Here is a 23208-nt window from a genome sequence, read left to right as displayed (position 1 = left end):
GGGGCTTCATCATGCTTGGACCATCGGCACATACAGATACCTTCACCCGCGACAATTTACCGCCAGCAACCACCTGGCCGGAATTTCTACTCGATGGTTTTGATTATCCCGACCATATCAATGTCGGGGTTGAATTGACCGACCGCATGGTGGATCAGGGATTTGGCGATAACACTGCCTTAATCGGCAATGGCCGCCAGCGCACCTATAAGGAATTGTCGGACTGGACCAACCGTATTGCCCACGCTCTGGCTGAGGATTACGGGGTTGCGCCGGGCAACCGGGTGTTGATCCGCTCTGCCAATAATCCGGCGATGGTGGCGTGCTGGCTGGCGGCGACAAAAATTGGTGCGGTGGTGGTTAATACCATGCCGATGTTGCGTGCAGGCGAACTTGGCAAAATTGTTGATAAGGCCGAAATTGCCTTTGCCTTGTGCGATACAAGGCTGATGGATGAAATGGTTGCCTGTGCCAAGGACAGCCGGTTTTTACAAAAGGTGATCGGCTTTGACGGCACCGCCAACCACGATGCCGAGCTTGACCGCGTTGCCTTGACCAAATCGGTGAAATTTACCGCCGTGAAAACCGGGCGCGATGATGTGGCCCTGCTGGGTTTTACATCGGGTACGACTGGCGACCCCAAGGCCACCATGCATTTCCATCGCGACCTTTTGATCATTGCCGATGCCTACGCCAAAGAAGTTCTGGCAGTGACGCCCGATGATGTGTTTGTCGGATCGCCGCCCCTGGCCTTTACCTTTGGCTTGGGTGGGCTGGCGGTATTTCCGTTGCGTTTTGGCGCAACCGCGACGCTTTTGGAAAAGGCATCGCCGCCCAATATGATCGAAATTATCGAAACCTATAAGGCAACCATTTGTTTTACCGCACCCACGGCCTATCGGGCGATGTTGGCGGCGATGGAAGACGGGGCTGATTTATCGTCCTTGCGCGCCGCCGTGTCGGCGGGCGAAACCTTGCCCGCTCCGGTTTACAAGGCATGGATGGAAAAAACCGGCAAACCGATGCTTGATGGCATTGGCTCGACCGAAATGTTGCATATTTTTATTTCCAACCGGTTTGGCGATAGCCACCCCGCTTGCACCGGTCGGCCGGTGACGGGTTTTCAGGCCCGCATTGTTGATGAAAACATAGATGATGTTGCGGTGGGGGCGGTGGGCCGCCTTGCGGTGCGTGGGCCAACCGGGTGTCGCTATTTGGCCGATGACCGGCAGGGCGATTATGTGCGCGATGGCTGGAATGTGACCGGAGATTCATTTTATTGCGATGAAGACGGTTATTTTCATTTTGCTGCGCGCAGCGACGATATGATTATTTCGGCGGGCTATAACATTGCCGGGCCAGAGGTAGAGGCCGCTTTGCTGGCCCACCCCGATGTGGCCGAATGTGCCGTGGTTTCGGCAAATGATGCCGATCGCGGGCAGATCGTGCAGGCTCATGTTGTGCTAAACGCCGGGGCCAATCCATCGCCGGAAATGGCAAAGCTGTTGCAAGATTATGTAAAGGCGACGATTGCGCCCTATAAATATCCCCGATCCATTATTTTTGCCGATGCCCTGCCAAAAACGGCAACCGGGAAAATTCAACGTTTCCGATTAAAACAGGAGCCCGCAGCATGACGGACTTTGCTGCCAGCAAGGCACTTTTTCATCTGCCAGCCGATGTCATTTATCTTGATGGCAATTCCCTTGGCCCGATGCCAAAGGCCGCCATTGAACGCGCACGCACAACCATTGCCGACCAATGGGGCGAAATGCTTATTCGTGGCTGGAACGATGCCGACTGGATGAGCCTGCCCGGTCGGGTCGGCAACCGTATCGCCCGGTTGATTGGTGCATCTGATGGTAGTGTTGTCATGGGGGACACTCTGTCGATCAAGGTCTATCAGGCGCTGGCAAGTGCGCTGGCGCTTAACCCCGGTCGCAAAGTTGTTTTGTCTGACAATGGTAACTTCCCAACCGACCTTTATATGGCGCAGGGCCTGATTGACAGTTTAAAGCAGGGCCATGTTTTAAAAACCGTCAACCCCGAAGATGTAGCCGGGGTGCTGGGCGACGATATCGCTGTTTTGATGTTAACCCAGGTCGATTATCGCACCGGGCGTATGCACGACATGGCTGCAATAACCAAGAAGGCCCACGCGCTGGGTATTGTCGTCATTTGGGATCTGGCCCATTCCGCCGGGGCGGTGCCGGTGGATCTAACCGGTTGCAATGCCGAATTTGCCGTGGGATGTACGTATAAATATTTTAATGGCGGCCCCGGCGCGCCCGCCTTTATTTATGTGCGGCCTGATCTGGTGGAAAAGGTGCGGCCGGCCCTTTCAGGCTGGTTGGGCCACGAGGCCCCGTTTGCCTTTACCCGCGATTATACACCGGCCCCGGGGATTGAACGGATGCGGGTGGGCACGCCGCCGGTTATTCAGCTCGCTATTCTTGATGCTGCACTTGATGTTTGGGATGATGTGACAATGGCCGATATTCGGGCCAAATCCATTGAACTCTGCGAACAGTTTATTGCGGGTGTTGAAAGACGCTGCCCGATGCTCGACCTGGTTAGTCCGCGAAATGCCGAATTGCGCGGGTCGCAAGTCTCTTTCCGGTTTGATGATGGCTATGCGGTGATGCAGGCGTTGATTGCGCGTGGTGTGATCGGCGATTTTCGCGCACCCGACGTCATTCGTTTCGGATTCACACCGCTTTATCTTGATGAAGGCGATGTGGAAGCCGGGATTAACATTTTGGCCGACATTATGGAAAACCGGTTATGGGACGCGGCCGAATATAAAAAACGTCAGGCCGTGACATGAGCAATCAGAACCAACCTTATGATCCGTCTTCCGAAGGGGCGGAAACCGAATTTGCCCGCAAAATGTCCTATGGCGATTATTTGTCGCTAGATGCGATTTTAACAGCCCAACACCCCAAAAGTGACGCCCATGACGAAATGCTGTTTATTATTCAGCATCAGACGTCTGAATTATGGATGAAACTGGCCATTCGCGAAATTGACGCCGCGCGCACCGCCATGCGGACCGGGCAATTGCAACCGGCCTTTAAAATGCTGGCGCGGATATCACGCATTTTTGAACAGCTTAATAACGCATGGGATGTTTTGCGCACCATGACACCCAGCGATTACACCACCTTTCGCGATGCGCTGGGGCCGTCATCCGGGTTTCAGTCGTGGCAATATCGCATGGTTGAATTCATGCTGGGTAACCGTAACAAGGCGATGCTCAAACCCCACACCCACCGGCCCGATATTTTGGCGATACTGGAAACTGAACTGGCAAAACCCAGCTTGTATGACGAAGCATTAAGGTTACTTGATCAGTCGGGCGTTGCCGTGCCCGACCTTGTTTTAAAACGCGATGTGTCAGACCCGTATCAGCCCTCCGATGATGTGATTACGGCCTGGCAACAGGTGTATCAAGCCCCGCAGGATCACTGGCCGTTATACGAACTGGCCGAAAAGCTGGTCGATTTCGAAGATTATTTTCGTCGTTGGCGGTTTAACCATGTCACGACAGTGGAACGCGTGATCGGCTTTAAACGTGGTACCGGGGGCACCGGTGGGGTGTCCTATCTGAAACGTATGTTAGAGGTCGAACTGTTCCCCGAATTATGGCGTGTACGGACGGTGTTGTGATGGGGCAAAAAATGGAACCAGCGCTGGCACCTGCAACGCCATTGCTGCCCGCATTTACCCATCATCAAAAGGTGGGGTTTGCGCATTGCGACCCGGCGGGGATTGTTTTTTATCCGCGCTATTTTGAAATGGTCAATGCCACGGTTGAAGAATGGTTTGAAACGTCGCTTGGCTTCAGCTTTGCCAAAATCCACGACGACATGGCCGCAGCGGTGCCAACCGTTGCCATCAATATCGACTTTCGGCATCCCAGCCGGTTAGGCGACGTGCTGGAATTTCGGCTTCATGTGACGCGGTTGGGGCGCAGTAGCATCGATTTGCAAATCACGGCGGTACAGGCCGACGACCCGGATGGGCCAGATCGTTTCACTATGACATCGACGCTGGTTTTTACCCGCAAGGACATTGCCGGGTCGGCACCCTGGCCAGCCGATTTGCGCACAGCGTTGCAACATCACATCAACAAACAGGACCAACATGATACATAAAATCGTGCAGCCCGATGGCTGGACCGCGCCGAAAGGCTATACCAACGGCGTGTTGGCAAGCGGCAAGACCCTGTTTGTCGGCGGGCAGATTGGCTGGAACGAAAAGCAGGTGTTTGAAGCCCACGATTTTGTCGGCCAGATGGAACAGGCGTTGCGCAATATAATGGCCGTGGTATTTGCCGCAGGCGGACAAGCCGAACATATTTGCCGCCTGACCTGGTATGTCACAGAAAAGCACGAATATATGGACCATCAGCGCGAAGTCGGCGAAGCCTATCGCCGGGTTTTGGGAAAGCATTTCCCGGCCATGACAATGGTGGTGGTACGCGCTTTGGTTGAAGACGGGGCGCTGGTCGAGATTGAAGCAACGGCGGTTATTCCCGACTAGCAAGCATCATATTGCGAAAACGCAAAGCGATACCGGCAACAGCACCACATGCTATTAACGGTATTTTTGTGGTGATGCCGGATTGGGTGTCAAGGTGGCAGATATTTTTATTAGATATTTTTAAATATACGTAAATATAGTTTATTGAGAAAATAACCTTACCAAAGTCGCTATTAGACTGTCTCGAAATTATCTAACGAGATTGCGGGGCTTTGGTGGTGGTTTGATATTATCGTGCAACTGCAATTGTTGTTTGACCGTATTTTCTGTTCCGGTGGGGAAACGAAAAATACGGTCTCACGGTAACTTTTTCTTCTCGCTCAGCGCCATATTCCAGACAATTGACCTTCTATCCGCCGTTTTCCGGGGTTCGTTTTGAGATCGATCCTATGTCAGGTGATAGCTTGCAGTTGTTTTTTCCTGTACTGACAACCTGTTGGTTGGGACAGGTCTTTAATATCTGGCAATATCACGGCCGAAGGCTGGATCGTGTACTGCCCGCTTTTGGTACGGTGATTGCTATGTCCTCTGTTTTCTGGCTTTAACGGGCAATATGAACGCTTGGGTTGACGTTGCGCTGGTAACGATGCAGGTGCTGGCGCGTTCGAACATGCATCCTTGCCAGCCGTAATGACTGGCAGGGTGCTGCTGTATTGGGTTGACCATCAGGTAATGCGAAGGGCGCTATAATATCGCCTGTTCGTTGCCGTCAAACAGGTGCAGGTTTTCGCTATCAAATGCGAGGCCGATGACGGCCCCGGCCTGTAATTCAGAATGGCCAACAACCCGCACGGTGAACAGGCCGATATCGTTGATTTGAACATAGGCGAAGCTGTCTGATCCCAGATGTTCCATCACTTCGATCTGGCCGTTCAAAATGCCGTTTTCAGGTGCGGTCAGGGTGATGTGTTCGGGGCGGATGCCAAATTGGGTGGCGCTATCGGCATTGCGGCCCGTGGCAAAGCTATCGCCGCTGGGAAATGTAATGGCATCGCCTGTACCCTGACATTTTGCGACATTCATTTTCGGTGAGCCGATGAATTGGGCCACGAACAGATTGGCCGGTTTGCGATAGAGGTCTAACGGGGTGCCTACCTGTTCGATCTGCCCTGCCTGCAACACCACAATCTTGCTGGCAAGGGTCATGGCTTCGACCTGATCATGGGTGACATAGACCATGGTGGCGGCCAGCTTTTTGTGCAGACGGGCAATTTCCAGCCGCATTTCAACGCGCAAGGCGGCATCAAGGTTTGATAGCGGTTCATCAAACAAAAATGCCTTGGGTTCGCGTACAATGGCCCGGCCTATGGCAACGCGCTGGCGCTGGCCGCCCGACAGTTCCTTTGGTTTGCGATCAAGTAACTGGTCAAGTTGCAAGGTCGCGGCGGCTTCATCGACCTTGGCTTTGATGTCGGCCTTGGCCATATGCGAAACTTCCAAGGCAAAACCGACATTTTCGCGCACGGTTTTATGCGGATAAAGCGCATAAGACTGAAACACCATCGATAATTCGCGTTCCGCGGGTGGTTTGCCGGTGACATCGTCACCGTCGATCAGGATTTGCCCGTCGCTTGCTTCAACCAGACCGGCAATCAGGCGCAGCAGGGTTGATTTGCCGCAGCCCGACGGGCCGACAAAAATCATCAGTTCGCCTTCTTCAATGGTCAGGTCGATCCCCTTGATCACCTCGACATCGCGAAAGGATTTGCGCACATTGCGAAGTTCGATCTGGCCCATGTTATTGTGTCTCCGTTTTTTTGGCGGGCGCTCGGCGATGCCCAGTAAAGCCACATCGCGGCGGTCCATGAAAAATCCTTGCCACCACCACCCTTGCCGGTGACGGGGCTGAAATATTCGCGAAAGGCGGATTGTTCGACGAGGGCGGCGGTATCATCGGCCAGCAGGCTTGCCAGGTCCGGTCGGCCATGTTCGGCAAGGCCGGTTGCCACCATCCAGTTGATCATGGCCCATACCGGGCCGCGCCAATAACGAATGTCGTCAAAGGCCGGGTCGCCGGGGTCAAAGCTGGGCAGGGCAAAGCGAATTTTTTGCCGCCATTCAATCCGATTGGAATAGTGCGATTTGGCTCGGATATCGTTTTCCGGTCCTCCGTACAATGATAACCAACTTGCTGATGATAAACGATGTTCAAGTTTTTTATTTCGTAAATCAAGCGTGGTGTAGCCTTGGGCGATGTCTGACCAAAGCTGGTTAAAGCCGTGGTCGAGGCGGGTGAGGCGGCGGGTGGCCCGGCTTGCGATCTCGGGCAGGTTAAACTGCATTGCCAGGGCAATCAGGTCGCGCTCCGCACGGCGCAAAATGGCGTTCATGCCCGGTTCTGCCACCCAGAACGGGCATTTTTCGGCGATGGTTTTCACATCCCATTGGCAAGTTCGGCCAAATTGCACCAGCGCCATATAGTGATTGTAATCGTCGTTGACCGGGCGTTCGGCCGCGTTCACCAGTTGAATGTCACGGCGCATAAAGGCGCCCACATTCGACGTATCAACATGGGCCAGCGGGGCATCCCAGTCTGGCAGGTTGTCGCGCCCGCTTTCCCACGGGTGCATAATGGCAACCACGCCAATGCCGTCGGGGTCGCGGGCATCGGCAAACCATTGATGCCAGCGGTCAAGCGCATGCAGCATCGGTGTCACGCGCGCGCCATGATCACCGGGCAAAAAGCTTGCCAGCTGGCGCACAACCGTTGCCGCCACCGGCGGCTGGGTGATGCCCGATGTGGGCGGGGTACGTTCGCTTCGCCATTCGCCGGGGCCGGGAAAATAACCTTCTTCATGCTGCCAAAACACAATATGGGGCACCATGCCGTTATCCCACTGTGCGGATAACAGTTTTTCAATTTCCTGCCATGCGCGATCGGCATCAAAACAGGCAATGCCCAGTGCTGTAAGGGCGGAATCCCAGTTCCATTGAAAAGGATAAAGTCCCTTGGTGGGAACGGTATAACCGCCTTTGTCGTTGGCGCGCAAAATCTGCTGTGCCTGGGCATCCAGCCGGGTAACTGTTTCGGGATCGATCATGGATTATCCTTTCACGCTGCCAGATGTCAGGCCCTGAACCAGAAACCGTTCAAACCACAAAAAGATCACCAAAATCGGGATCGTGGCGACAACGGCCCCCGCCATAAGGTGCTGGCGTGGAACCTCGGATGAATTAAGCGATACCACCCCGCGTGACAGGGTGAATATTTTGGGATCATCAAGGAACATGAAGGCAAACAAAAATTCGTTCCAGGCGATCATGAACACATAAAGCGACACTGATGCCAAAGCGGGCAGGGCCAGCGGCAGGGTGATTTTCCAGATCACACCCAGTCTGCCCAAACCATCCATCAACCCGGCTTCTTCAAGCTCGACCGGCAGGCCGCGGAAATAACCCTGCAACATATAAAGGGCCACCGGCACCGTGGTGGCAGGATATACAATCAGCAAGCCGATGATGGAATTGCGCAGGCCAAGCTGGCTGAAAACCGAATAAAGCGGAATGACCAGCACGATCATGGGCACCAGATAAATCAGCAAAACCGATTTTGACAGCACGTTTTGCCCGGGAAAGCGCAGGCGGGCAACGGCATAGGCCCCGGGAATGGAAAATGCCAGCGTGATCAATACGGTAGAGACCGAAACGATGGTTGAGATCAGCAAAAACCGGCCAAAATGAAATTTGGTAAACAGTTCAACATAACTGTTAAACAGGCTGCCTGTTCCTTGTTTGAGATCGACCGATAAATCGAGCGGGTTTTGAAACAGGCTTTGCTGGCTTTTCAGGCTGGTCATCACCATGACGTAAAACGGCAAAACCACGATGACGGTAAAAAAGACAAAACCGAAACCGCGCAATACCCGCACAATCACAACATCGAGGGTGTAGCGTTTAAGGATGCCACTTTCGATGTCATTCAGACAGGCGCGGTTGGCCAGTGTGACGGCCCCGGCGATAATGGCAATGGCAATCGCCTGGCCTATCGGGGCCGTGGCAAAGGGTTCGGTAAAAGGTGCGGCAAAGGATATGGCCAGCATGGCGATGATCGCCCCCATGAATGCCGCCAGATAAAGCCCGTTTGTGCGCAATTTGGGCACGCGCAGCATGATAATGGCGGCACTGACCGCCCCGGCAATGGCCCCGGCCGACAGTACAGGGGCCGATGGCAAGCCGGAAATAAGGGTTAGCGAGATGCCCGCAATGGCAATGGCGATGATACCCCACAGCAACCCGGAAAGAATGGCAAGAAGAAAACCGGTTCCGATACGCATGTCAGGAATCCTCGCGGTGGACGAAACGGAAATAAACGACGGCGAAAATCAGCAACATTAAGAAAATCACCACGGCCACAGCCGCCCCCGCGCCCAGATTGGACAGTGCAAAGCCCTGTTCATAAACATCAACCGTGAGCGTGCGTGTGCCTGCCGCCCCGCCGGTGAGCAGGAAAATGTCGTCGAATTTATTAAACGTCCAGATAAAGCGCAGCAGGAACAGGGTTGATAAAATGCCAATCAGTTGCGGCATGGAAATGTGCCAGAATTGCTGAAGGGGCGTTGCCCCGTCGACCTCGGCGGCTTCGTACATGTCTGACGAAATGGACTGCATTCGGGCCAGAATGAACAAAAAGGACAGCGGGAAATAGCGCCATGCCTCGAACGCGATAACCGTGGCAAGGGCGAGGGGGAATTCAAAGGTGATGCCAAAAAAGGTTAGCGGAACCGACCGGCTGCCAAAAAAGTTGATGCCTTCGTTCGCGATATTCATTTTTTGCAAAACGGCATTAAAGGTGCCCGAAAACGGGTCCAGCAGGATCAACCAGGTAAAAGCGACGGCAATGACCGGTGCGACATAGGGAAACAGAAACAAGCCGCGCAAAATGGACCGGCCGGGGAATTTTTTGTTAAGCAACAATGCGGCAAACAGGCCCAGTATTAACGCCCCACCGGTGCCAAAAACCGTATAGGCGATGGTGACCCAGAAAACCGACCAGAATTCGCGCGAGTTGAAGACCCCAATGAAATTATCAAAAGTGAACTCAAAATTGGTCAGGATGTTATTGGCTTTGCCGGTCAGCACAGGTTCGCTGTCGCGCGGTTTGACGGGCTTATCGATATAGGCCTGTTCGGCTTTGACCCCGATTGAAAAACGTTCGCGGCTACCACCTTCCCAATCGCCGAGTTCACACATAATTTTGCGGCCTGTGACCCGGCAATGGGAATCCGGTTTGGTCAGGCTTAACCCGACAGGCAGGGTATCGCTCAGGGTGACATTGCTGATGTCCCGGGTTTGCGACGAGTTGCGAACCCGGTATTCGATCCGGGCTTCATCACCGGCTTTTGCCAGATCGCCGCGAAGCCGTTCAGAGGCAATAATGCGTGGTGGTCGCAAATCCCCCAGCCTGACCGGCTTTGCCGAGATCCAGAAATTGGCAATCAGCGGAAACAAAACAATGCCCAGCACAATGGCAAAGGTTGGCATCAGCAGGCTATAGGCCAGCCGTGCTTCGCGCCGTTCCATCGGGCCGATGCGGCGCCTTTTTTTGCGCGGCGGGGCGGGGGATTGTGATGGGGTATCGGGTGTTGCCGTGGTCATGTTGGCCTGCCTGGTCATGCCGGTCAGGGAGGCCCCTGACCGGTTGGTTGGCGCAAAACGGATCGCTTACTGAATTTTGGCGATTTCTTCGTTGATCATGTCTGCGGTGGCGTCGGCATCGCGTTCGCCATCGATAAATTCACGCGTCAGGCGGTTAATCACCTGCGAATTGATGATGCGTGATGCCTGTGCCAGTTCGCCTTCCCTTACCCCCCAGCGGTCTGCGTTATCCAGACCATCCATGATGTTATCAATCACTTCCTTGGAATAAATATCGGCCAGCGGTTTTTTGCGATCCACCCCGGCAGGCAGGGTCATCCATGCCTTGCGGAATTTTTCGGGGTCATCCTTGCTGCCGGGGCGCACCGGGAATTTGCCTTCGGGTGCAATCGACAGGGTTTGGGTATACCCTTTATCAAGCGAGAATTTGACAAACGCCATCGCCGGGTCCGTATCGGCATCAGCCGTCACGCCGAAATAGCGGATGTCGCCCCACGCGGCCCCTTCTTTGTTTGATGGCCCGGACAGGCGGGTAACAACGCCGGTTTTTTCGGCCAGTTCGGTTGAGGTCGGGTCATCGTTGATGGTGGGCGGGTTGCTGTCACGCAGGCCCGCCAGTTCATCAAGGATAAACGGCGACCAAATGATCATGGCTGCCTTGCCCGCAAAATAAACCTGGCGGGACTGTTGCCAGTATAAATCGCCGGGGGGTGATGCCTTGGCAAGGGTCTTGTAGAAATCAAGCGATTCAACCAGTTTCTTCTTATCAAAACCGATGCTGCCATCCGGTTTGATCGGGGTGGCACCATTGGCCAGAAACACATGTTCGAGAACCTGGCTCATGAAGTTTTCATCGACCTTGGTCGCGGCGACAAAACCATACATATCGGGCGGATTGTTCAGCGCCTTGATCGCGGCTTCGATATTGGCATAACTGTTAGGCGGGGCCAGCCCTTTTTCCTTAAACAAATCCTTGCGATACAGGACCATCTGGGTCCAGCCATCGGATGGAACGGCGGCTGTTTCACCGTCAAAATCGGCCATTTCAAGGGCTTTGGGGGTGAAGGTTTCGGCGCCCAGTTCCTTGACGATCTCGTCATTGGCGACTGTGTCTAAAATGCCTGCTTCCGACCATGGCAGCACATATTGCAATGTCAGGTAAATCACATCGGGCAAATCGCCAGCGGCAAAGGCGGCGGTGGCGCGTTTGCCAAGGTCGGTTTCCGTCACCGGTATAACTTCAACCGAGGTGCCGGTTTCCTTTTCAAATTCCTTGGCCATTTCCTGCTGTTTTGCCAGCCGGTCGGGTTGCTCCTCGGTGGTCCAGAAGCGAAGCTGGGCACTGGCAATGCTGGTAGTGGCCATCAGGCCAATGGCAGCAACTGCCAGAATACGGGGAAATTTCAGTGTCATTCTAGCCTCCCTGGTTATGTTGGGCCGGGCTTGTGCCCGGCGGATTGACCGACGCGCGCGGCGTCAGTTTGGCTTGCCACAAGGTCTGTTTGGGCAAAGATGACGGGTCGGTACAAAGACCCAGCACCATCCGCCCGGCTTCGCGGCCAATTTCGTAACTGTCCTGATGAAGGGTGGTCAGCGCGGGATGCACAGCTTGCCCGATTGGCAAACCGTCAAACCCCATGACCGATATATCGCGCCCGACCCCCAATCCCGCCCCATTGATGGCCTGCATCGCCCCGATGGCAACCGCATCGGTAACGCATAAAAGGGCGGTGGGGCGGTCGTTTTCGGTGATGGAAAGCAGGCGGTTTGTTGCGTCTTTCGCCGAAACCGCATCGGTAATGCCATCAATCAGATAACCCACTCCAATATGGCCGCCCTGCTGGGCCATGGCGTGCAAATAACCGCTGCGGCGCTGCCAGGCGAAATTCATGGTCGGGTCGCCGCTCAGGCAGGCGATTTTTACATGCCCCAAACGGCGCAAATAACTAACGGCATCAATAAACGCCTGTTCGTTATCGATATCGAGCCAGGAATAATCAGACGGATCATCGGTGCGGCCTTGCACCACAAAGGGTACGCCGCTTTGGCGTAAATAATCGACCCGGGCATCGTGGCGGCGGGTGCGGGCAATAACAAACCCGCCAACCTTGCACGACCCGACCAGACGGTCGATCACGTCAACCTCGTTTTGGCCATCTGGGACCGCGGATACCAGCAAATCCCAGTCATGCAGGGCCAGTTCGGTGGCAAGCCCATTGAGGATTTCGGCCAGAAACGGGTCGGAATGCTGGGTGCGACAGGTGGGCAGAACAAAGCCGATGGTTTCGATAACCCCGCGTGCCAGTCGCCGTGCGCTGGAGGACGGGCGATATCCCAGTTCACGGGCGGCTTTTTGCACCCGTTCGCGGGTTTTTTCGGCAATGTCGGGGTAATTGTTTAACGCACGCGAAATGGTCCCTTCCGACAGGCCCAGATGACGGGCCAGTCGGGCGATTGACATGGTTTCATTCCGGGGCGTTGAACGCGACACGCAACCTCCTGGTCGGACGAAAAAGCAATCTGCATTTTAACGCGTATAAAATTTACGCCAGTTTCCGATAACGCGTATCACGCTACCGAAAGCGCTTTCGTAAGTCAAATAACTGTATTTTTTCGGGTTTGTTCCCGTCTTGCGGACGGATTTTTTGCGGTGATGCGGGAAAGGTGTGTTTTTCGCGCCGGATACATGTGGAAATGGTGCGCATGAAGGTGGTGCTGGTGGAAAGAATGCCGGTGGCGAGGCAAAAAATGCAAACACCCGCACGGGGGTTTTCGTGCGGGTGTTTGCTGCGGTTGGTTCGCTGTGTGCTGGCGGGTAACGGGAATTGTCGCGTCACCGCGTGGCAGGGTTAAATTCGTCGGCAGGCTGTCTCGTAATCGCGGATGACCAGGCGGATCATTTCTATGATCAGGTCGCGGGCCGTCGGTTTTTGTTTGGCGGTAGCGAAAAGTGGATAAACCTTTGGCAGATATTGGCTGATCAGGGGTTCGGGCAGGTTGCGTTGCATTAAACGCGATAGCAAACTGTCCACGGCTGTGGTGGCTTCTTGTGTGGGCCAGTAATAGCGAATGCGATCGCTGTAGGAAAAATGCCGTTGCAGGCGTTGGGCATTTGCATCGCCGTGATAATATTTCTCCCAGTGGCCAGGCTGGTTAAGCATCAGGTGTTCAAGCTTTGTGGCCAGCATGTCGGACGGGGGAATTTGGTCAAGAAAAGACGCAATCTGGTCAAGGCCATACAGGGCCTCGCGCATGGCGAATGTAACACCCGGCCCAACCTTGAGGATCGCAAACCCATCCTTCACCAGCGACGATAATGCCGCAACCGGCTGATAATCGGTGGAGTGGGCTTCGAAAACAATGCCGGGAATTTGTTTGAGCGCCGCGCTGAGGTCGCTTGCCGCAGCCGGGTTATAATAAATTACGTTTTCGTTGCCAAATTCGACACCGGGCTGCACCACAAGGCCGATCACGCGCGAAAATGCATCGCCAAGGTCTAATGCGGCAAAGGCGCTGCGGTGGGCTTCATAGGTGGCAATGGCGGCATCGGCCGATGTGACCTCAAGATGGTCAATGGCCTCCATGGCACCGCCGGGAATGGGAACCTCGGTGCCGATAATATAAACCGGTTTTTGCCCCGATGCAGTGTCTTCGGAAATTTTGGCAAGCAGGGCCGAACGGGTGGCAATCGTCGCATCTGAAAGCGGGGCGACATCATCGGCACACGGCATTGATGCATCGAGATGGATTTTTACGAATCCGGCTTCAACATATTGGCCAATCAGGACTTTTGCCTTTGCCATTGCATCTTCTGCAGGCAAGTTTTTCCACGGGTTGGGGCCAAGATGATCGCCACCGAGAAACAGGTTTTTTTTATCAAAACCAACCTTGTCGGCGATCTGTTCGACATACCGGCGAAAACCCGACGGGGTCATTCCGGTATAGCCGCCATCCTGGTTAACCTGGTTGCAGGTTGCCTCGATCAGGACCGGTGTTTTGTTGGCAATCCCTTCAAGCAAGGCAGCCTCGATAACCAGCGGATGCGAAGAGCAGATTGAAGGGATCCCCGTTATGTTGCCGTCGGCATGTGATCGCAGCATGTCCAAAAACGGATTGTACGTCATCTTGCTCGCTTTCGTTTGGGTTCAATCAAAATTCGTCGTTAATCTGACGTTGCTGAGTTATATTCGATCAGAAAAATGCTTGACAATGATTTTTTTTGATCGGAATGTGTGTCACAGAAAATTCAAAACAGGGAGGCGGAATTTCGATGAAGGGCGATCGGCTATCGGATATCCGGCAATATCTTTACAATCACGGGTTTAGCCATATTCAGGCCATTGCCGATTCGGTTGGCGCATCACTGGCAACAGTGCGTCGCGATCTTTTGGCGCTTGAGGCGCAAGGGGCGATTGTTCGCACCCATGGCGGAGCCCGCATTGCCGATGCCATCGGAATCGAAATTGGTTTCGAGCAGCGTGAACGTTCGAACCTTGTGGCCAAACGCGCTATTGCCGACGCCGCCTACGATCTTTTGATCCCCAAAAGCAGTGTGTTTCTCGATGCTGGAACCACGGTATTGCAAATCGCCCGCCGGTTACGCCTGGACCCGATGCCGCTTTCGGTTTTTACCAATTGCGTGACGGTTGCCCAGGTTTTGATGGATGTTCGCGATATTCGCATCACGCTGATCGGCGGTCAGCTACGTCCCGAAAATGCCTCCATGGTCGGGCCGATTGCCGAAAGTGCGCTGGAACGGCTGTGGTTTGATCAACTGTTTTTGGGGGCCGGGGCCATCGCCGAGGATGGCTGTATTTACAGCCTTGACGACCACGAAGCGCGCGCCAACGAGCTTATGATCGCACGCTCATCGAAAACCGCCCTTTTGGTTGATTCTTCAAAATTCGGGCACCGCCTGACCTATCGTGTTGGCCCGCTCAGCAATGATCTGCACGTCATCACCGACGAAGCGATTTCCGACGATTGGCGAACCCGCCTGAAAGACATAGGGGCCCCAATCAGTGAAGTTGCGATCCGGGATGCAAAATAACGATGGCGTTTGTTCTTGCCCTTGATGCTGGCGGCACCAAAACCCTGATGGCGATGGCCAATGAACAAGGGGCCGTCACCATGCTGCGATCCGGGCCAAGTCTGGACCCGACATCGGGCGCGGACTGGCCGGAACTGTTTTGCCAAATGGTCAAACCGGCCCTTGATCAGCAAGCCTTGCAGGCCGCAGTTATGGGCATGCCGTTTCATGACGAGCTTAAAGCCCTGTCGCAGGAACAAGATATTGTCGCCGCCCAGGCGCTTCCGTGCCCGGTGCTGGTGCAAAACGATGTGCGGGTGGCATTTGACGGGGCTTTTGCCGGGACTGGTGGTGTGCTTGTGCTGGCAGGAACGGGATCCATGGCATGGGCAAGCCTAAACAAAACCGGCGACCCCCATTTTCGCATTGGCGGCTGGGGCGACAGTTTTGGCGATGAAGGCAGTGCGTACTGGATCGGGCGGGAAAGTCTGGCACTGGTCGGGCGTGGTCTGGACTGCCGGAATGAAACAAAAACCTTTGCCCATCGCGTATTGGCAGAAATGTCGTTGCGCCCGGATGAATTGATCGACTGGGTTTACGCACAAAAAAACCGGCGATCTGCAATCGCTGCCATTGCCCGGATCACCGGGCGACTGGCCGAGGCGGGCGATAAGGATGCGCAGGTTATTCTTGGGCGCGCCTGTGATTGTCTGGTTGAACATGCCAATGCCGCCGCACGGTTGCTGGGTACCGCCGATGCACCAATGCGGTGGAGCTATGCCGGCGGTGTGTTTGAGAATGCCTGTGTTTTGAACGGTGTTCGCGACCGTATCGGGTCCGAGCCACACATCCCCGTCTTGCCACCGATCGGGGGTGCCTTGTTGCGCGCCGCACAGCTGGCTGGCTGGCGCGCCGACGACACCTTCATTGAAGGTCTATCCATGTCCCTGAATAAAGCTTTTCAATCATTATAATAAGGAGGCAAATATCATGAAAAGACGGACATTTATGGCAGCCCTTGCGGCAACAGCCATGTTGCAGGTCGGTGTATCAGGCGCCGCACTTGCTGACGATGCCAAACCGCTTGACGGGCAACACCTGTCGGTTCTGCTGCCGCCCTGGGGTACCTTTCCCAAGGAAATGACGGACCAGTTTACCGCCGAAACCGGTGTCATGCTTGATAGCCAGACTTTGGGCTGGGATGAAATTCACACCAAAATCGTCACATCGATGATTGCCAACACCGCCCCGGCCAGTGCCACCGAAGTTGACTGGTCCTGGGTTGGGCAGTTTGGCGCGGCGGGCTGGTACGGCGCGCTAAACGATGATTTTTCCAAAGAAACCATCGCCGATGTGCCGACTTCGAAGATCTTTAATTATAACGGCAGCTTGCTGGCTCTCCCCTATAATAACGATTTCCGCGTACTGATTTATAATAAAACCCAGCTTGAAAAGGCGGGTATCAAGCAGGCACCGAAAACCCCGGACGCCCTTCTTGCTGCGGCCAAGGCAATCAAGGAAGCAAAAATCGCGGATTATCCGATTGGCTTGCCGCTTTCGGCAACCGAAGGAACCTCAACCGCGTGGTATTTGCTGACCAAGGCCTTTGGCGGTGATTTGTTTGACAAGGATTTCAAGCCGCTGTTCCTTGATCCGAAATCGGGTGGGTACAAGGCGCTCAGCTTTGAAATTCAGGCCCTGAAAGACGGCCTGATTGATCCGTCATCAACCGGTCTTAAGGATGTTGACGTTCAGGAACTGTTTAAAAGTGGCAAGGTAACCTTTGATGTTGCCGGCTGGGCCGGTAATTTGTCGGTTTATGCCGACCCGTCAAAATCGCAGGTGGCGGACGATGTTTCAGCAGCCCTGATGCCATCTACCACGGGCAAGACCCGCACCATTGGTCTTCCCGAAGCGATCGGTATTCCGGTATCGGCTGAAAACAAGGATGCGGCCAAGGCATTTATCAAATGGATGCTGAAACCTGAAACCCAGATCAACAGCTATAATTCACTGGGTAATCTGCCGCCGCGCCTGAGTGTTCTTAAGCAACTTGAAGAAGACGGCAAGCTGAACGATGGCAAGGTTTTGCTGGCACAGGCGGCCAGTGTTGAACCGTTGTTCGCCGATGGCACACCAGGCTGGTATCCGGAATTTTCATCTGCTGTGTCGGCGGCCATTAATCAGGCAGCCAAGGGCCAGGTCAGTGTTGAAGATGCCCTTCAGCAGATTGCGGATGCCGCACAGTCAGCGTCCCAGCAATAACGGAACGCAGAGGATAACCAGGAATGGCTTCCGCACTAACACGTGAAAAAACGCGCCGCTTTGGCGGCGAGGCCTCGCTGGGCATTGCCTTTGTCATCCCCATGGTTGTGATCATGGGGGGGCTGGTCCTGCTGCCATTGCTGTCGACAATGATTGACAGTGTTTACAATGTCAGCCCCATGCGGGCGGGGACACCTTTTGTCGGGTTCAAGAACTATATCGACCTGTTTAACAATACGACGGTAAACCAGTCGTGGCGCAACACCTTCTATTATGTGGTGTTGGCCGTGGTTCTTGAAACGGCGGGTGGTTTGGCAACGGCCTTGTTGCTTAACAAGGTGCAAATCGGGCGTCGCTGGTTGCTTGCCGCCGTGGTGTTGCCGTGGTGCCTGCCGCCGGTCGTTAATGCTGTTGTGTGGATGTGGATTTATAACCCCAGTTACGGTCTTCTGACCGGGGTGTTGCATTCGACAGGCTTGCTAACCGGCCCGACGCTGTTTTTCAATAACAGATACGTGATGCTGTTCCTGGTAACTCTGGTTCATGTCTGGCGCATGATGCCGTTGACGGCGGTTATTTTGCTAGCCGCTTTGCAAAGTATTCCCAAAGATTTGTATCAGGCGGCAAGGCTTGATGGCGCAAGTTCGTTCAAGTGTTTCCGCCTGATCACCTTGCCGTTGATATCGGGGGGGCTGGCGATTGCGCTCAGCCAATCAACGGTTTTTGCCTTCAACCTGTTTGACGAGGCCTGGATCCTGAACCGCGCCAGTCTCGATACCCGCACCGTTATTATTCAGGTTTATCTGGATGCGTTTCAGAACCTCAAATTTTCTCTTGGCATGGCACTGTCGCTTCTGGCGATGCTTGCATCGTTGCTGGTGTCATTGTTTTACGTTCTCAAGGTTTACCGTGAAACGAGATTTGACTGATGACACACCGTAATTTTGCCTTTGCCGGTGATAAAATCGGAACAGTCGTTGCGGTTCTGTTTTTGCTGGTATGGTCGGTCGGCCCGATTTATTGGTCGCTGGCAACAAGTTTTACCTCCCCGACCGATCTGGTTTCGGCCCAGCCGCATTTCTGGCCAACCCACATGACGCTGGAGCATTACGCCAAGCTGTTTGGCAGCACCAGTATGTCGCAGGGCAATACGGTTGCGTCGGTTTGGCCGCAATTTTCGCGCGCCATTATCAACAGCGTGATCACATCGGTCGCGGCGACCCTTGTGACTGTGGCAATAGCGGCATTTGCGGCCTATGCCTTTGCCCGGATGAAATTTCCCGGGCGCAATGTGTTATTTTTTGTCGTGGTCGGCACGTTGGCGATTCCCGCCTATACCGTGATGATCCCGCTGTATCGCCTGATGATCGCGTTGCATCTGGTCGATACCTATGTCGGGGTCACGCTGATTTATGTTTCGGCATTTCTGCCGCTGGCTTTGTGGTTGATGCGCAGTGTTTACCAGTCCATGCCATTATCGCTTGAAGAAGCCGCATGGATGGACGGGGCGGGGCGTATTTATACGCTGGTGCGCATCGTCATGCCGCTGGCGGCCCCCGGCCTGATTGCCGCTGCCATCATTACGTTTTTGAATGCCTGGGGGCAGTTTCTGGTGCCCCTGGTATTTTCGCCGACCTTAACAACCAAACCGCTAACGGTTCTGATCCCGGAATTTGTCAGCCGCAACTATGTCGATTACGGCCTGATCAATGCCGCCGGGATTATCGCAATTATACCGCCGGTTCTGGTGGTGCTTTTCCTCAATCGCTTTCTGGTCAGCGGCCTGATGGCCGGCGCGACCAAATAGCGACCCTTAGCCTGTATAAAAGGATGTTAAAATGAATGTGACCGAGCGTGTCATTGTAGAACAGTTCGCCTATTGGGAGGGCGCAACGGCAGTTGACCTGCCGGGCATTGCCGAGGCAACCACCGTGGTTGTCGGGTGTGGGACGTCTTATTATCTGGCACAGGCAATTGCATCGGCTTTTAATTTGTGCGGGCGCAATGCCCTGGCGGTGCCGGGCGGTGAATGGGCGCGCCGGGCAGATGCCTATCTGGCCAAACGCGATGATATTTGTGTGCTGGCCCTGTCGCGCAGCGGGGAATCCACCGAGACCGTGCAGGCCGTTGATTACAGCAAAAAGCACGGCATCCGCACCATTGCACTGACCTGCGAAAAGGATAGCTCGATTGTCGCCGCTGCTGCCGAAACGGTTTACCTGCCCACCCATGGTGACGAAGGCGTTGTTATGACATCGTCGGCATCCTTGATGCTGATTGCCGGGTTGCGTTTGGCCGGAGCCGAGATTTCGCCGACGATCCTTGAAAAAGCACAAAAACCGCTGGCGCAACTGGGCACCATTGATGCCGGTTTTATCTCCGGGCGCGAACATTTTGTTTATCTTGGCGCGGGTCCGCTTTACGGAATTGCATCCGAAGGGGCATTAAAACTTCAGGAAATGAGCCTGAGCTATGCGCAAACCTTCCACCCGATGGAATATCGCCACGGCCCGATCAGCCTGATTGATGAAAGGTCGCTGGTGGTTTTGCTCTATAGCGAAGATACCGCCGCCGAGGAAGCCAAGCTGGCCCGGGAAATTCAGGACAAGGGCGGCAAGGTTATCGGGCTTGGTGGGCCGGGGGATATTTCTGTTCCGCTGGAAGAAACCGGGCTGGCCCGGGTTGTTGAATTGCTGCCCGCGTTGCAGGTTTTTGGCGAACGGATTGCTGAATTTAAAAAACTCGACACCACTGCCCCGCGTCACCTGACCAAGGTGGTTGTTCTTTCCTAAGCCTTTCTGGTCCGGGAACACATTTGGCTGGTTCCCCTGTTCGGAGTTCTTCAATGGCCAATCTGACCATCTCACAACTGAAAAAAAACTATGGCAGCGTGGAAGTCCTCCACGGTTTGGACCTTAGCGTTCATGACGGTGAATTTGTGTCGCTGATCGGAGAGTCCGGCTGTGGGAAGTCCACCTTGCTGCGGATGATTGCCGGTCTTGAGGAAATTACCGATGGCACCATCGCCGTGGATGGCCGCGTCATTAATGACGTGGCCCCCAAGGACCGCGATATGGCAATGGTGTTCCAGAATTACGCCCTTTATCCGCACTTGACCGTTGCCGAAAATATGGGCTTTAGCCTGCGGTTACGTAACGTGCCCAAGGCCGAAGTGCGCCCGGCGGTCGAAGATGTTGCCGAACTTCTTAATCTGACACCTTATCTGGATCGTTTGCCCAAGGCGCTTTCTGGCGGGCAACGACAACGCGTGGCAATGGGACGGGCGATTGTACGGCGTCCGCAGGTGTTTTTGTTTGATGAACCGCTGTCGAACCTTGATGCCAAACTACGCGTTCAGATGCGGGTCGAGATCAAAGCTTTGCAACGCCGTCTGGCAACCACGTCCATCTATGTGACGCATGACCAGATGGAAGCCATGACCATGTCTGATCGCATTGTCATTATGAACCATGGCAAAATCGAACAAATCGGCGCTCCGCTTGAGGTGTATGACAGGCCAGCAAATATCTTTGTTGCGACATTCATCGGGTCACCCTCAATGAATTTGATCGAGGGGGTTCTGGAACGCGACGGTGATGTCGTTTGTGTTCGCACCCCGACATCTTCAGTTCGGGTTGCGAGCGCGGTTAGCGCGCCAACCGGCACCGAAGTGACCATCGGGGTGCGGCCTGAACATTTGAAAATTGCGCCAAAGGATGAACCCGGCACGATCCCGGTTGAACTGGACCTGATTGAACCCACCGGGGCGGAAACGCATCTTTATGGGCGAACCGGCAAGATATCCATGACGGTTGCCCTGAACGATCGTTTCACCGCACCACTTGGGACAATCCTGCATCTTGGTGTTGAGGAAAATCAGGTTCATGTGTTTGGCAAGGACGATGGCCAACGTTTGAATTAAAAGCGCGCACGCACGCCTGTTCCGCATCGCAAATATATACGTGTATTTTGCACGTTGTTTGTTGACATTAGCCGATCTTCGTTATTATGTGCATATTACACATTTAAGAGGCGGCTATGACAACGGATTATGCAGTTGATGTGCTGATTTGCGGGGCAGGTGCGGCGGGCCTGACTTTGGCAATTGACCTGGCGCGCCGGGGTGTTTCTTTTCGATTGATCGAAAAGATGAATGATCCGTTCCGCGGGTCTCGCGGCAAGGGTATTCAGCCCCGAACCCAGGAAATATTCGAAGACCTTGGTATTCTTGACCATATTGTCGCAATTGGCGGTATTTATCCGCCCCTGCGGGAATATCTGCCCGACGGCACTTTTCGCGATGCCGCGAGCGTTGAACACGAAGATGCAACACCCGGTGAACCCTGTCATCTGGCATTGATGGTGCCCCAGTTTCTGACGGAACGGGTAATGCGCGAGCGTTTGATCGCTTTTGGCCATCAGCCGGAGTTTGGTTGTGAACTGGTGGCTTTCAACCAGGATGAACACGGTGTTACGGCACAGCTGGCAAACGCGGCGGGGCAAGACACCATTCGTGCGCGCTGGCTTGTCGGGGCGGATGGCGGACGCAGTTTTGTGCGCCACGCGCTTGATATCGGTTTTCCCGGAAAAATGTTGGGGGTGCGCGCGATTGTTGCCGATGTGACCTTAACCGGCATCGGGCGGGAGGCATGGCACCGGTTTAACGAAGGCGATATGGAACGGCAATTGTCGCTGTGCCCGCTTGCGGGAACCGACATGTTCCAGATACAGGGGCCAGTCCCGCTTGAAGGCGCGGTTGATCTTTCAGCCGATGGCCTTGAAAAACTGGTGGCACAGCGCACGCACCGCGATGATATTGCCATTAAAACGGTGTCGTGGGCCTCGGCCTTTACCATGAACGCGCGGCTGGCCGACTGTTATCGCGACAAGCGCGTGTTTCTGGTGGGGGATGCGGCCCATATTCATCCGCCCACCGGGGGGCAGGGCCTTAATACCAGTGTGCAGGATGCCTATAATCTGGGGTGGAAACTTGCAGCCGTCATCGCCGGTGTTGATGATGAATTGTTAGACAGTTATGAGGATGAACGCCGCCCGGTGGCTGCCGAAATGCTCGGGCTTTCAACTCGGCTTCTTGATGCGCAAAAACGTGGCGATACACGGCGCGGGCGCGAGGTGCATCAGCTTGATATCGGTTATCCTGCGTCGCCAATTTCTGCGGAAAAACCGGAACGATTAAAAGGCCCGTTTGCGGGTGACCGTGCCCCGGATGCACCCGTTTTGGGCGCGGCAGGCCAACCAATACGCCTGTTTGAAGTGTTCAAGGGGCCACATTGGACGTTAATCGGTTATCAGGCCACACGCGATCTGGTGCCGTCGCGTCCGGGCTTGCATATCCATACCATCGGCCCGCGCGGCGATATTGTTGATCATGACGGGCATTTCGATAATGCTTACGCGCTTGTCCCCGGCGATTGGATACTTGTGCGGCCCGATGGGTATATCGGGTGCATTGTTGGTTCACCCGAAATTGAGACCCTGACGACGTACTTGGGAAAGTATGTTCGGGCCTGATGCCTTTGGTGTTTGCAGGCGGAAAAAAGGGGCATTCCGCAACCGGAATGCCCCTTGAAGGTCAGAAGACGTGATGAAGTTTAGTAATTCATCACTTTTTCCGGGCCCATCAACAAGGTTGGCAACCATGTTGAAATCGCCGGGATATAGGTAATAATAACCAGGAACACCAGCAGGATCAGCAACCACGGGAAGGCCGCACGCACCACTTTGAGCAGCGGCATCCCCGTTATCCCCGATGT

At 54.5% G+C, this 23208-nt stretch carries 20 protein-coding genes; 13 read left to right on the top strand and 7 right to left on the bottom strand.

Annotated elements, in window-relative coordinates; all coding sequences use genetic code 11:
• The first annotated feature begins 11 nt into the window (after positions 1-11).
• From TMES_RS18095 to TMES_RS18075, 5 genes are read left to right on the top strand one after another with little or no spacing between them, the layout of a single operon-like run.
• Positions 12-1637, top strand: coding sequence for an AMP-binding protein (locus TMES_RS18095; RefSeq protein WP_085585165.1), 1626 nt, complete (start codon positions 12-14; stop codon positions 1635-1637).
• Positions 1634-2827 (top strand): kynureninase, encoded by a 1194-nt coding sequence (gene kynU / locus TMES_RS18090; protein WP_085585163.1) that lies wholly within the window; start codon positions 1634-1636, stop codon positions 2825-2827. Before TMES_RS18095 ends, kynU begins: the two co-directional genes overlap by 4 nt.
• Positions 2824-3669: a tryptophan 2,3-dioxygenase gene (gene kynA, locus TMES_RS18085; RefSeq protein WP_085585161.1), complete on the top strand. Its 846-nt coding sequence runs from the start codon at positions 2824-2826 to the stop codon at positions 3667-3669. Before kynU ends, kynA begins: the two co-directional genes overlap by 4 nt.
• 11 nt (positions 3670-3680) lie before the next feature.
• A complete protein-coding gene (locus tag TMES_RS18080) occupies positions 3681-4157 on the top strand; it encodes an acyl-CoA thioesterase (RefSeq protein WP_085585306.1) in 477 nt (158 codons plus the stop codon).
• Positions 4147-4545, top strand: coding sequence for a RidA family protein (locus TMES_RS18075; protein ID WP_085585159.1), 399 nt, complete (start codon positions 4147-4149; stop codon positions 4543-4545). The genes TMES_RS18080 and TMES_RS18075 overlap by 11 nt, the downstream gene beginning before the upstream one ends.
• 684 nt (positions 4546-5229) lie before the next feature.
• Here the strand turns inward: TMES_RS18075 and TMES_RS18070 are convergent.
• From TMES_RS18070 to TMES_RS18040, 7 genes are all read right to left on the bottom strand, one after another.
• A complete protein-coding gene (locus TMES_RS18070; RefSeq protein WP_085585157.1) occupies positions 5230-6282 on the bottom strand; it encodes an ABC transporter ATP-binding protein in 1053 nt (350 codons plus the stop codon).
• Positions 6228-7586, bottom strand: coding sequence for an MGH1-like glycoside hydrolase domain-containing protein (locus TMES_RS18065; protein WP_211275954.1), 1359 nt, complete (start codon positions 7584-7586; stop codon positions 6228-6230). The genes TMES_RS18070 and TMES_RS18065 overlap by 55 nt, the downstream gene beginning before the upstream one ends.
• 3 nt (positions 7587-7589) lie before the next feature.
• A complete protein-coding gene (locus tag TMES_RS18060; RefSeq protein WP_085585155.1) occupies positions 7590-8819 on the bottom strand; it encodes a carbohydrate ABC transporter permease in 1230 nt (409 codons plus the stop codon).
• A gap of 1 nt (position 8820) precedes the next feature.
• Positions 8821-10140, bottom strand: coding sequence for a carbohydrate ABC transporter permease (locus TMES_RS18055; RefSeq protein ID WP_085585304.1), 1320 nt, complete (start codon positions 10138-10140; stop codon positions 8821-8823).
• A 66-nt stretch (positions 10141-10206) separates the two neighbouring features.
• Complete coding sequence (locus tag TMES_RS18050) at positions 10207-11553, bottom strand: ABC transporter substrate-binding protein (RefSeq protein WP_085585153.1); 1347 nt, start codon at positions 11551-11553, stop codon at positions 10207-10209.
• 1 nt (position 11554) lies between these two features.
• Positions 11555-12601, bottom strand: coding sequence for a LacI family DNA-binding transcriptional regulator (locus TMES_RS18045; RefSeq protein ID WP_085585152.1), 1047 nt, complete (start codon positions 12599-12601; stop codon positions 11555-11557).
• Between the two features lie 388 nt (positions 12602-12989).
• Positions 12990-14264 (bottom strand): D-tagatose-bisphosphate aldolase, class II, non-catalytic subunit, encoded by a 1275-nt coding sequence (locus tag TMES_RS18040; protein ID WP_085585150.1) that lies wholly within the window; start codon positions 14262-14264, stop codon positions 12990-12992.
• A gap of 146 nt (positions 14265-14410) precedes the next feature.
• On the opposite strand from TMES_RS18040, the gene TMES_RS18035 reads away from it, so the two are divergent.
• The 8 genes from TMES_RS18035 (at position 14411) to TMES_RS18000 (ending at position 22966) form a co-directional block, all read left to right on the top strand.
• Positions 14411-15190 (top strand): DeoR/GlpR family DNA-binding transcription regulator, encoded by a 780-nt coding sequence (locus TMES_RS18035; RefSeq protein WP_085585148.1) that lies wholly within the window; start codon positions 14411-14413, stop codon positions 15188-15190.
• A 2-nt stretch (positions 15191-15192) separates the two neighbouring features.
• The gene (locus TMES_RS18030) at positions 15193-16143 is read left to right on the top strand and encodes an N-acetylglucosamine kinase (RefSeq protein ID WP_085585146.1); all 951 of its coding nucleotides are present in this window, start codon (positions 15193-15195) and stop codon (positions 16141-16143) included.
• Positions 16144-16159: 16 nt separating this feature from the next.
• Complete coding sequence (locus TMES_RS18025; protein WP_085585144.1) at positions 16160-17434, top strand: extracellular solute-binding protein; 1275 nt, start codon at positions 16160-16162, stop codon at positions 17432-17434.
• A gap of 23 nt (positions 17435-17457) precedes the next feature.
• Positions 17458-18363 (top strand): carbohydrate ABC transporter permease, encoded by a 906-nt coding sequence (locus TMES_RS18020; RefSeq protein WP_085585142.1) that lies wholly within the window; start codon positions 17458-17460, stop codon positions 18361-18363.
• The gene (locus TMES_RS18015; protein ID WP_085585140.1) at positions 18363-19241 is read left to right on the top strand and encodes a carbohydrate ABC transporter permease; all 879 of its coding nucleotides are present in this window, start codon (positions 18363-18365) and stop codon (positions 19239-19241) included. The genes TMES_RS18020 and TMES_RS18015 overlap by 1 nt, the downstream gene beginning before the upstream one ends.
• Positions 19242-19272: 31 nt before the next feature.
• Positions 19273-20226, top strand: coding sequence for an SIS domain-containing protein (locus TMES_RS18010; protein WP_085585138.1), 954 nt, complete (start codon positions 19273-19275; stop codon positions 20224-20226).
• A 53-nt stretch (positions 20227-20279) separates the two neighbouring features.
• Positions 20280-21356, top strand: coding sequence for an ABC transporter ATP-binding protein (locus TMES_RS18005; RefSeq protein WP_085585136.1), 1077 nt, complete (start codon positions 20280-20282; stop codon positions 21354-21356).
• A 116-nt stretch (positions 21357-21472) separates the two neighbouring features.
• Complete coding sequence (locus TMES_RS18000) at positions 21473-22966, top strand: FAD-dependent oxidoreductase (RefSeq protein WP_085585134.1); 1494 nt, start codon at positions 21473-21475, stop codon at positions 22964-22966.
• The last annotated feature ends 242 nt before the right edge of the window (positions 22967-23208 follow it).

The sequence above is a fragment of the Thalassospira mesophila genome (assembly GCF_002115755.1).
Lineage (GTDB): Bacteria > Pseudomonadota > Alphaproteobacteria > Rhodospirillales > Thalassospiraceae > Thalassospira > Thalassospira mesophila.
This window is presented reverse-complemented; position numbering and strand designations above follow the sequence as displayed.

Bases quoted from the DNA above. Each gene is read 5' to 3' on its own strand.
- TMES_RS18080 (WP_085585306.1), top strand. From the start codon at position 3,681: ATGGAACCAGCGCTGGCACCTGCAACGCCATTGCTGCCCGCATTTACC.
- TMES_RS18070 (WP_085585157.1), bottom strand. From the start codon at position 6,282: ATGGGCCAGATCGAACTTCGCAATGTGCGCAAATCCTTTCGCGATGTC.
- TMES_RS18030 (WP_085585146.1), top strand. From the start codon at position 15,193: ATGGCGTTTGTTCTTGCCCTTGATGCTGGCGGCACCAAAACCCTGATG.
- kynA (WP_085585161.1), top strand. From the start codon at position 2,824: ATGAGCAATCAGAACCAACCTTATGATCCGTCTTCCGAAGGGGCGGAA.
- TMES_RS18095 (WP_085585165.1), top strand. From the start codon at position 12: ATGCTTGGACCATCGGCACATACAGATACCTTCACCCGCGACAATTTA.
- TMES_RS18015 (WP_085585140.1), top strand. From the start codon at position 18,363: ATGACACACCGTAATTTTGCCTTTGCCGGTGATAAAATCGGAACAGTC.
- TMES_RS18020 (WP_085585142.1), top strand. From the start codon at position 17,458: ATGGCTTCCGCACTAACACGTGAAAAAACGCGCCGCTTTGGCGGCGAG.
- TMES_RS18005 (WP_085585136.1), top strand. From the start codon at position 20,280: ATGGCCAATCTGACCATCTCACAACTGAAAAAAAACTATGGCAGCGTG.
- TMES_RS18055 (WP_085585304.1), bottom strand. From the start codon at position 10,140: ATGACCACGGCAACACCCGATACCCCATCACAATCCCCCGCCCCGCCG.
- TMES_RS18065 (WP_211275954.1), bottom strand. From the start codon at position 7,586: ATGATCGATCCCGAAACAGTTACCCGGCTGGATGCCCAGGCACAGCAG.
- TMES_RS18010 (WP_085585138.1), top strand. From the start codon at position 19,273: ATGAATGTGACCGAGCGTGTCATTGTAGAACAGTTCGCCTATTGGGAG.
- TMES_RS18060 (WP_085585155.1), bottom strand. From the start codon at position 8,819: ATGCGTATCGGAACCGGTTTTCTTCTTGCCATTCTTTCCGGGTTGCTG.
- TMES_RS18045 (WP_085585152.1), bottom strand. From the start codon at position 12,601: ATGTCAATCGCCCGACTGGCCCGTCATCTGGGCCTGTCGGAAGGGACC.
- TMES_RS18000 (WP_085585134.1), top strand. From the start codon at position 21,473: ATGACAACGGATTATGCAGTTGATGTGCTGATTTGCGGGGCAGGTGCG.
- TMES_RS18075 (WP_085585159.1), top strand. From the start codon at position 4,147: ATGATACATAAAATCGTGCAGCCCGATGGCTGGACCGCGCCGAAAGGC.
- TMES_RS18040 (WP_085585150.1), bottom strand. From the start codon at position 14,264: ATGACGTACAATCCGTTTTTGGACATGCTGCGATCACATGCCGACGGC.
- TMES_RS18050 (WP_085585153.1), bottom strand. From the start codon at position 11,553: ATGACACTGAAATTTCCCCGTATTCTGGCAGTTGCTGCCATTGGCCTG.
- kynU (WP_085585163.1), top strand. From the start codon at position 1,634: ATGACGGACTTTGCTGCCAGCAAGGCACTTTTTCATCTGCCAGCCGAT.
- TMES_RS18035 (WP_085585148.1), top strand. From the start codon at position 14,411: ATGAAGGGCGATCGGCTATCGGATATCCGGCAATATCTTTACAATCAC.
- TMES_RS18025 (WP_085585144.1), top strand. From the start codon at position 16,160: ATGAAAAGACGGACATTTATGGCAGCCCTTGCGGCAACAGCCATGTTG.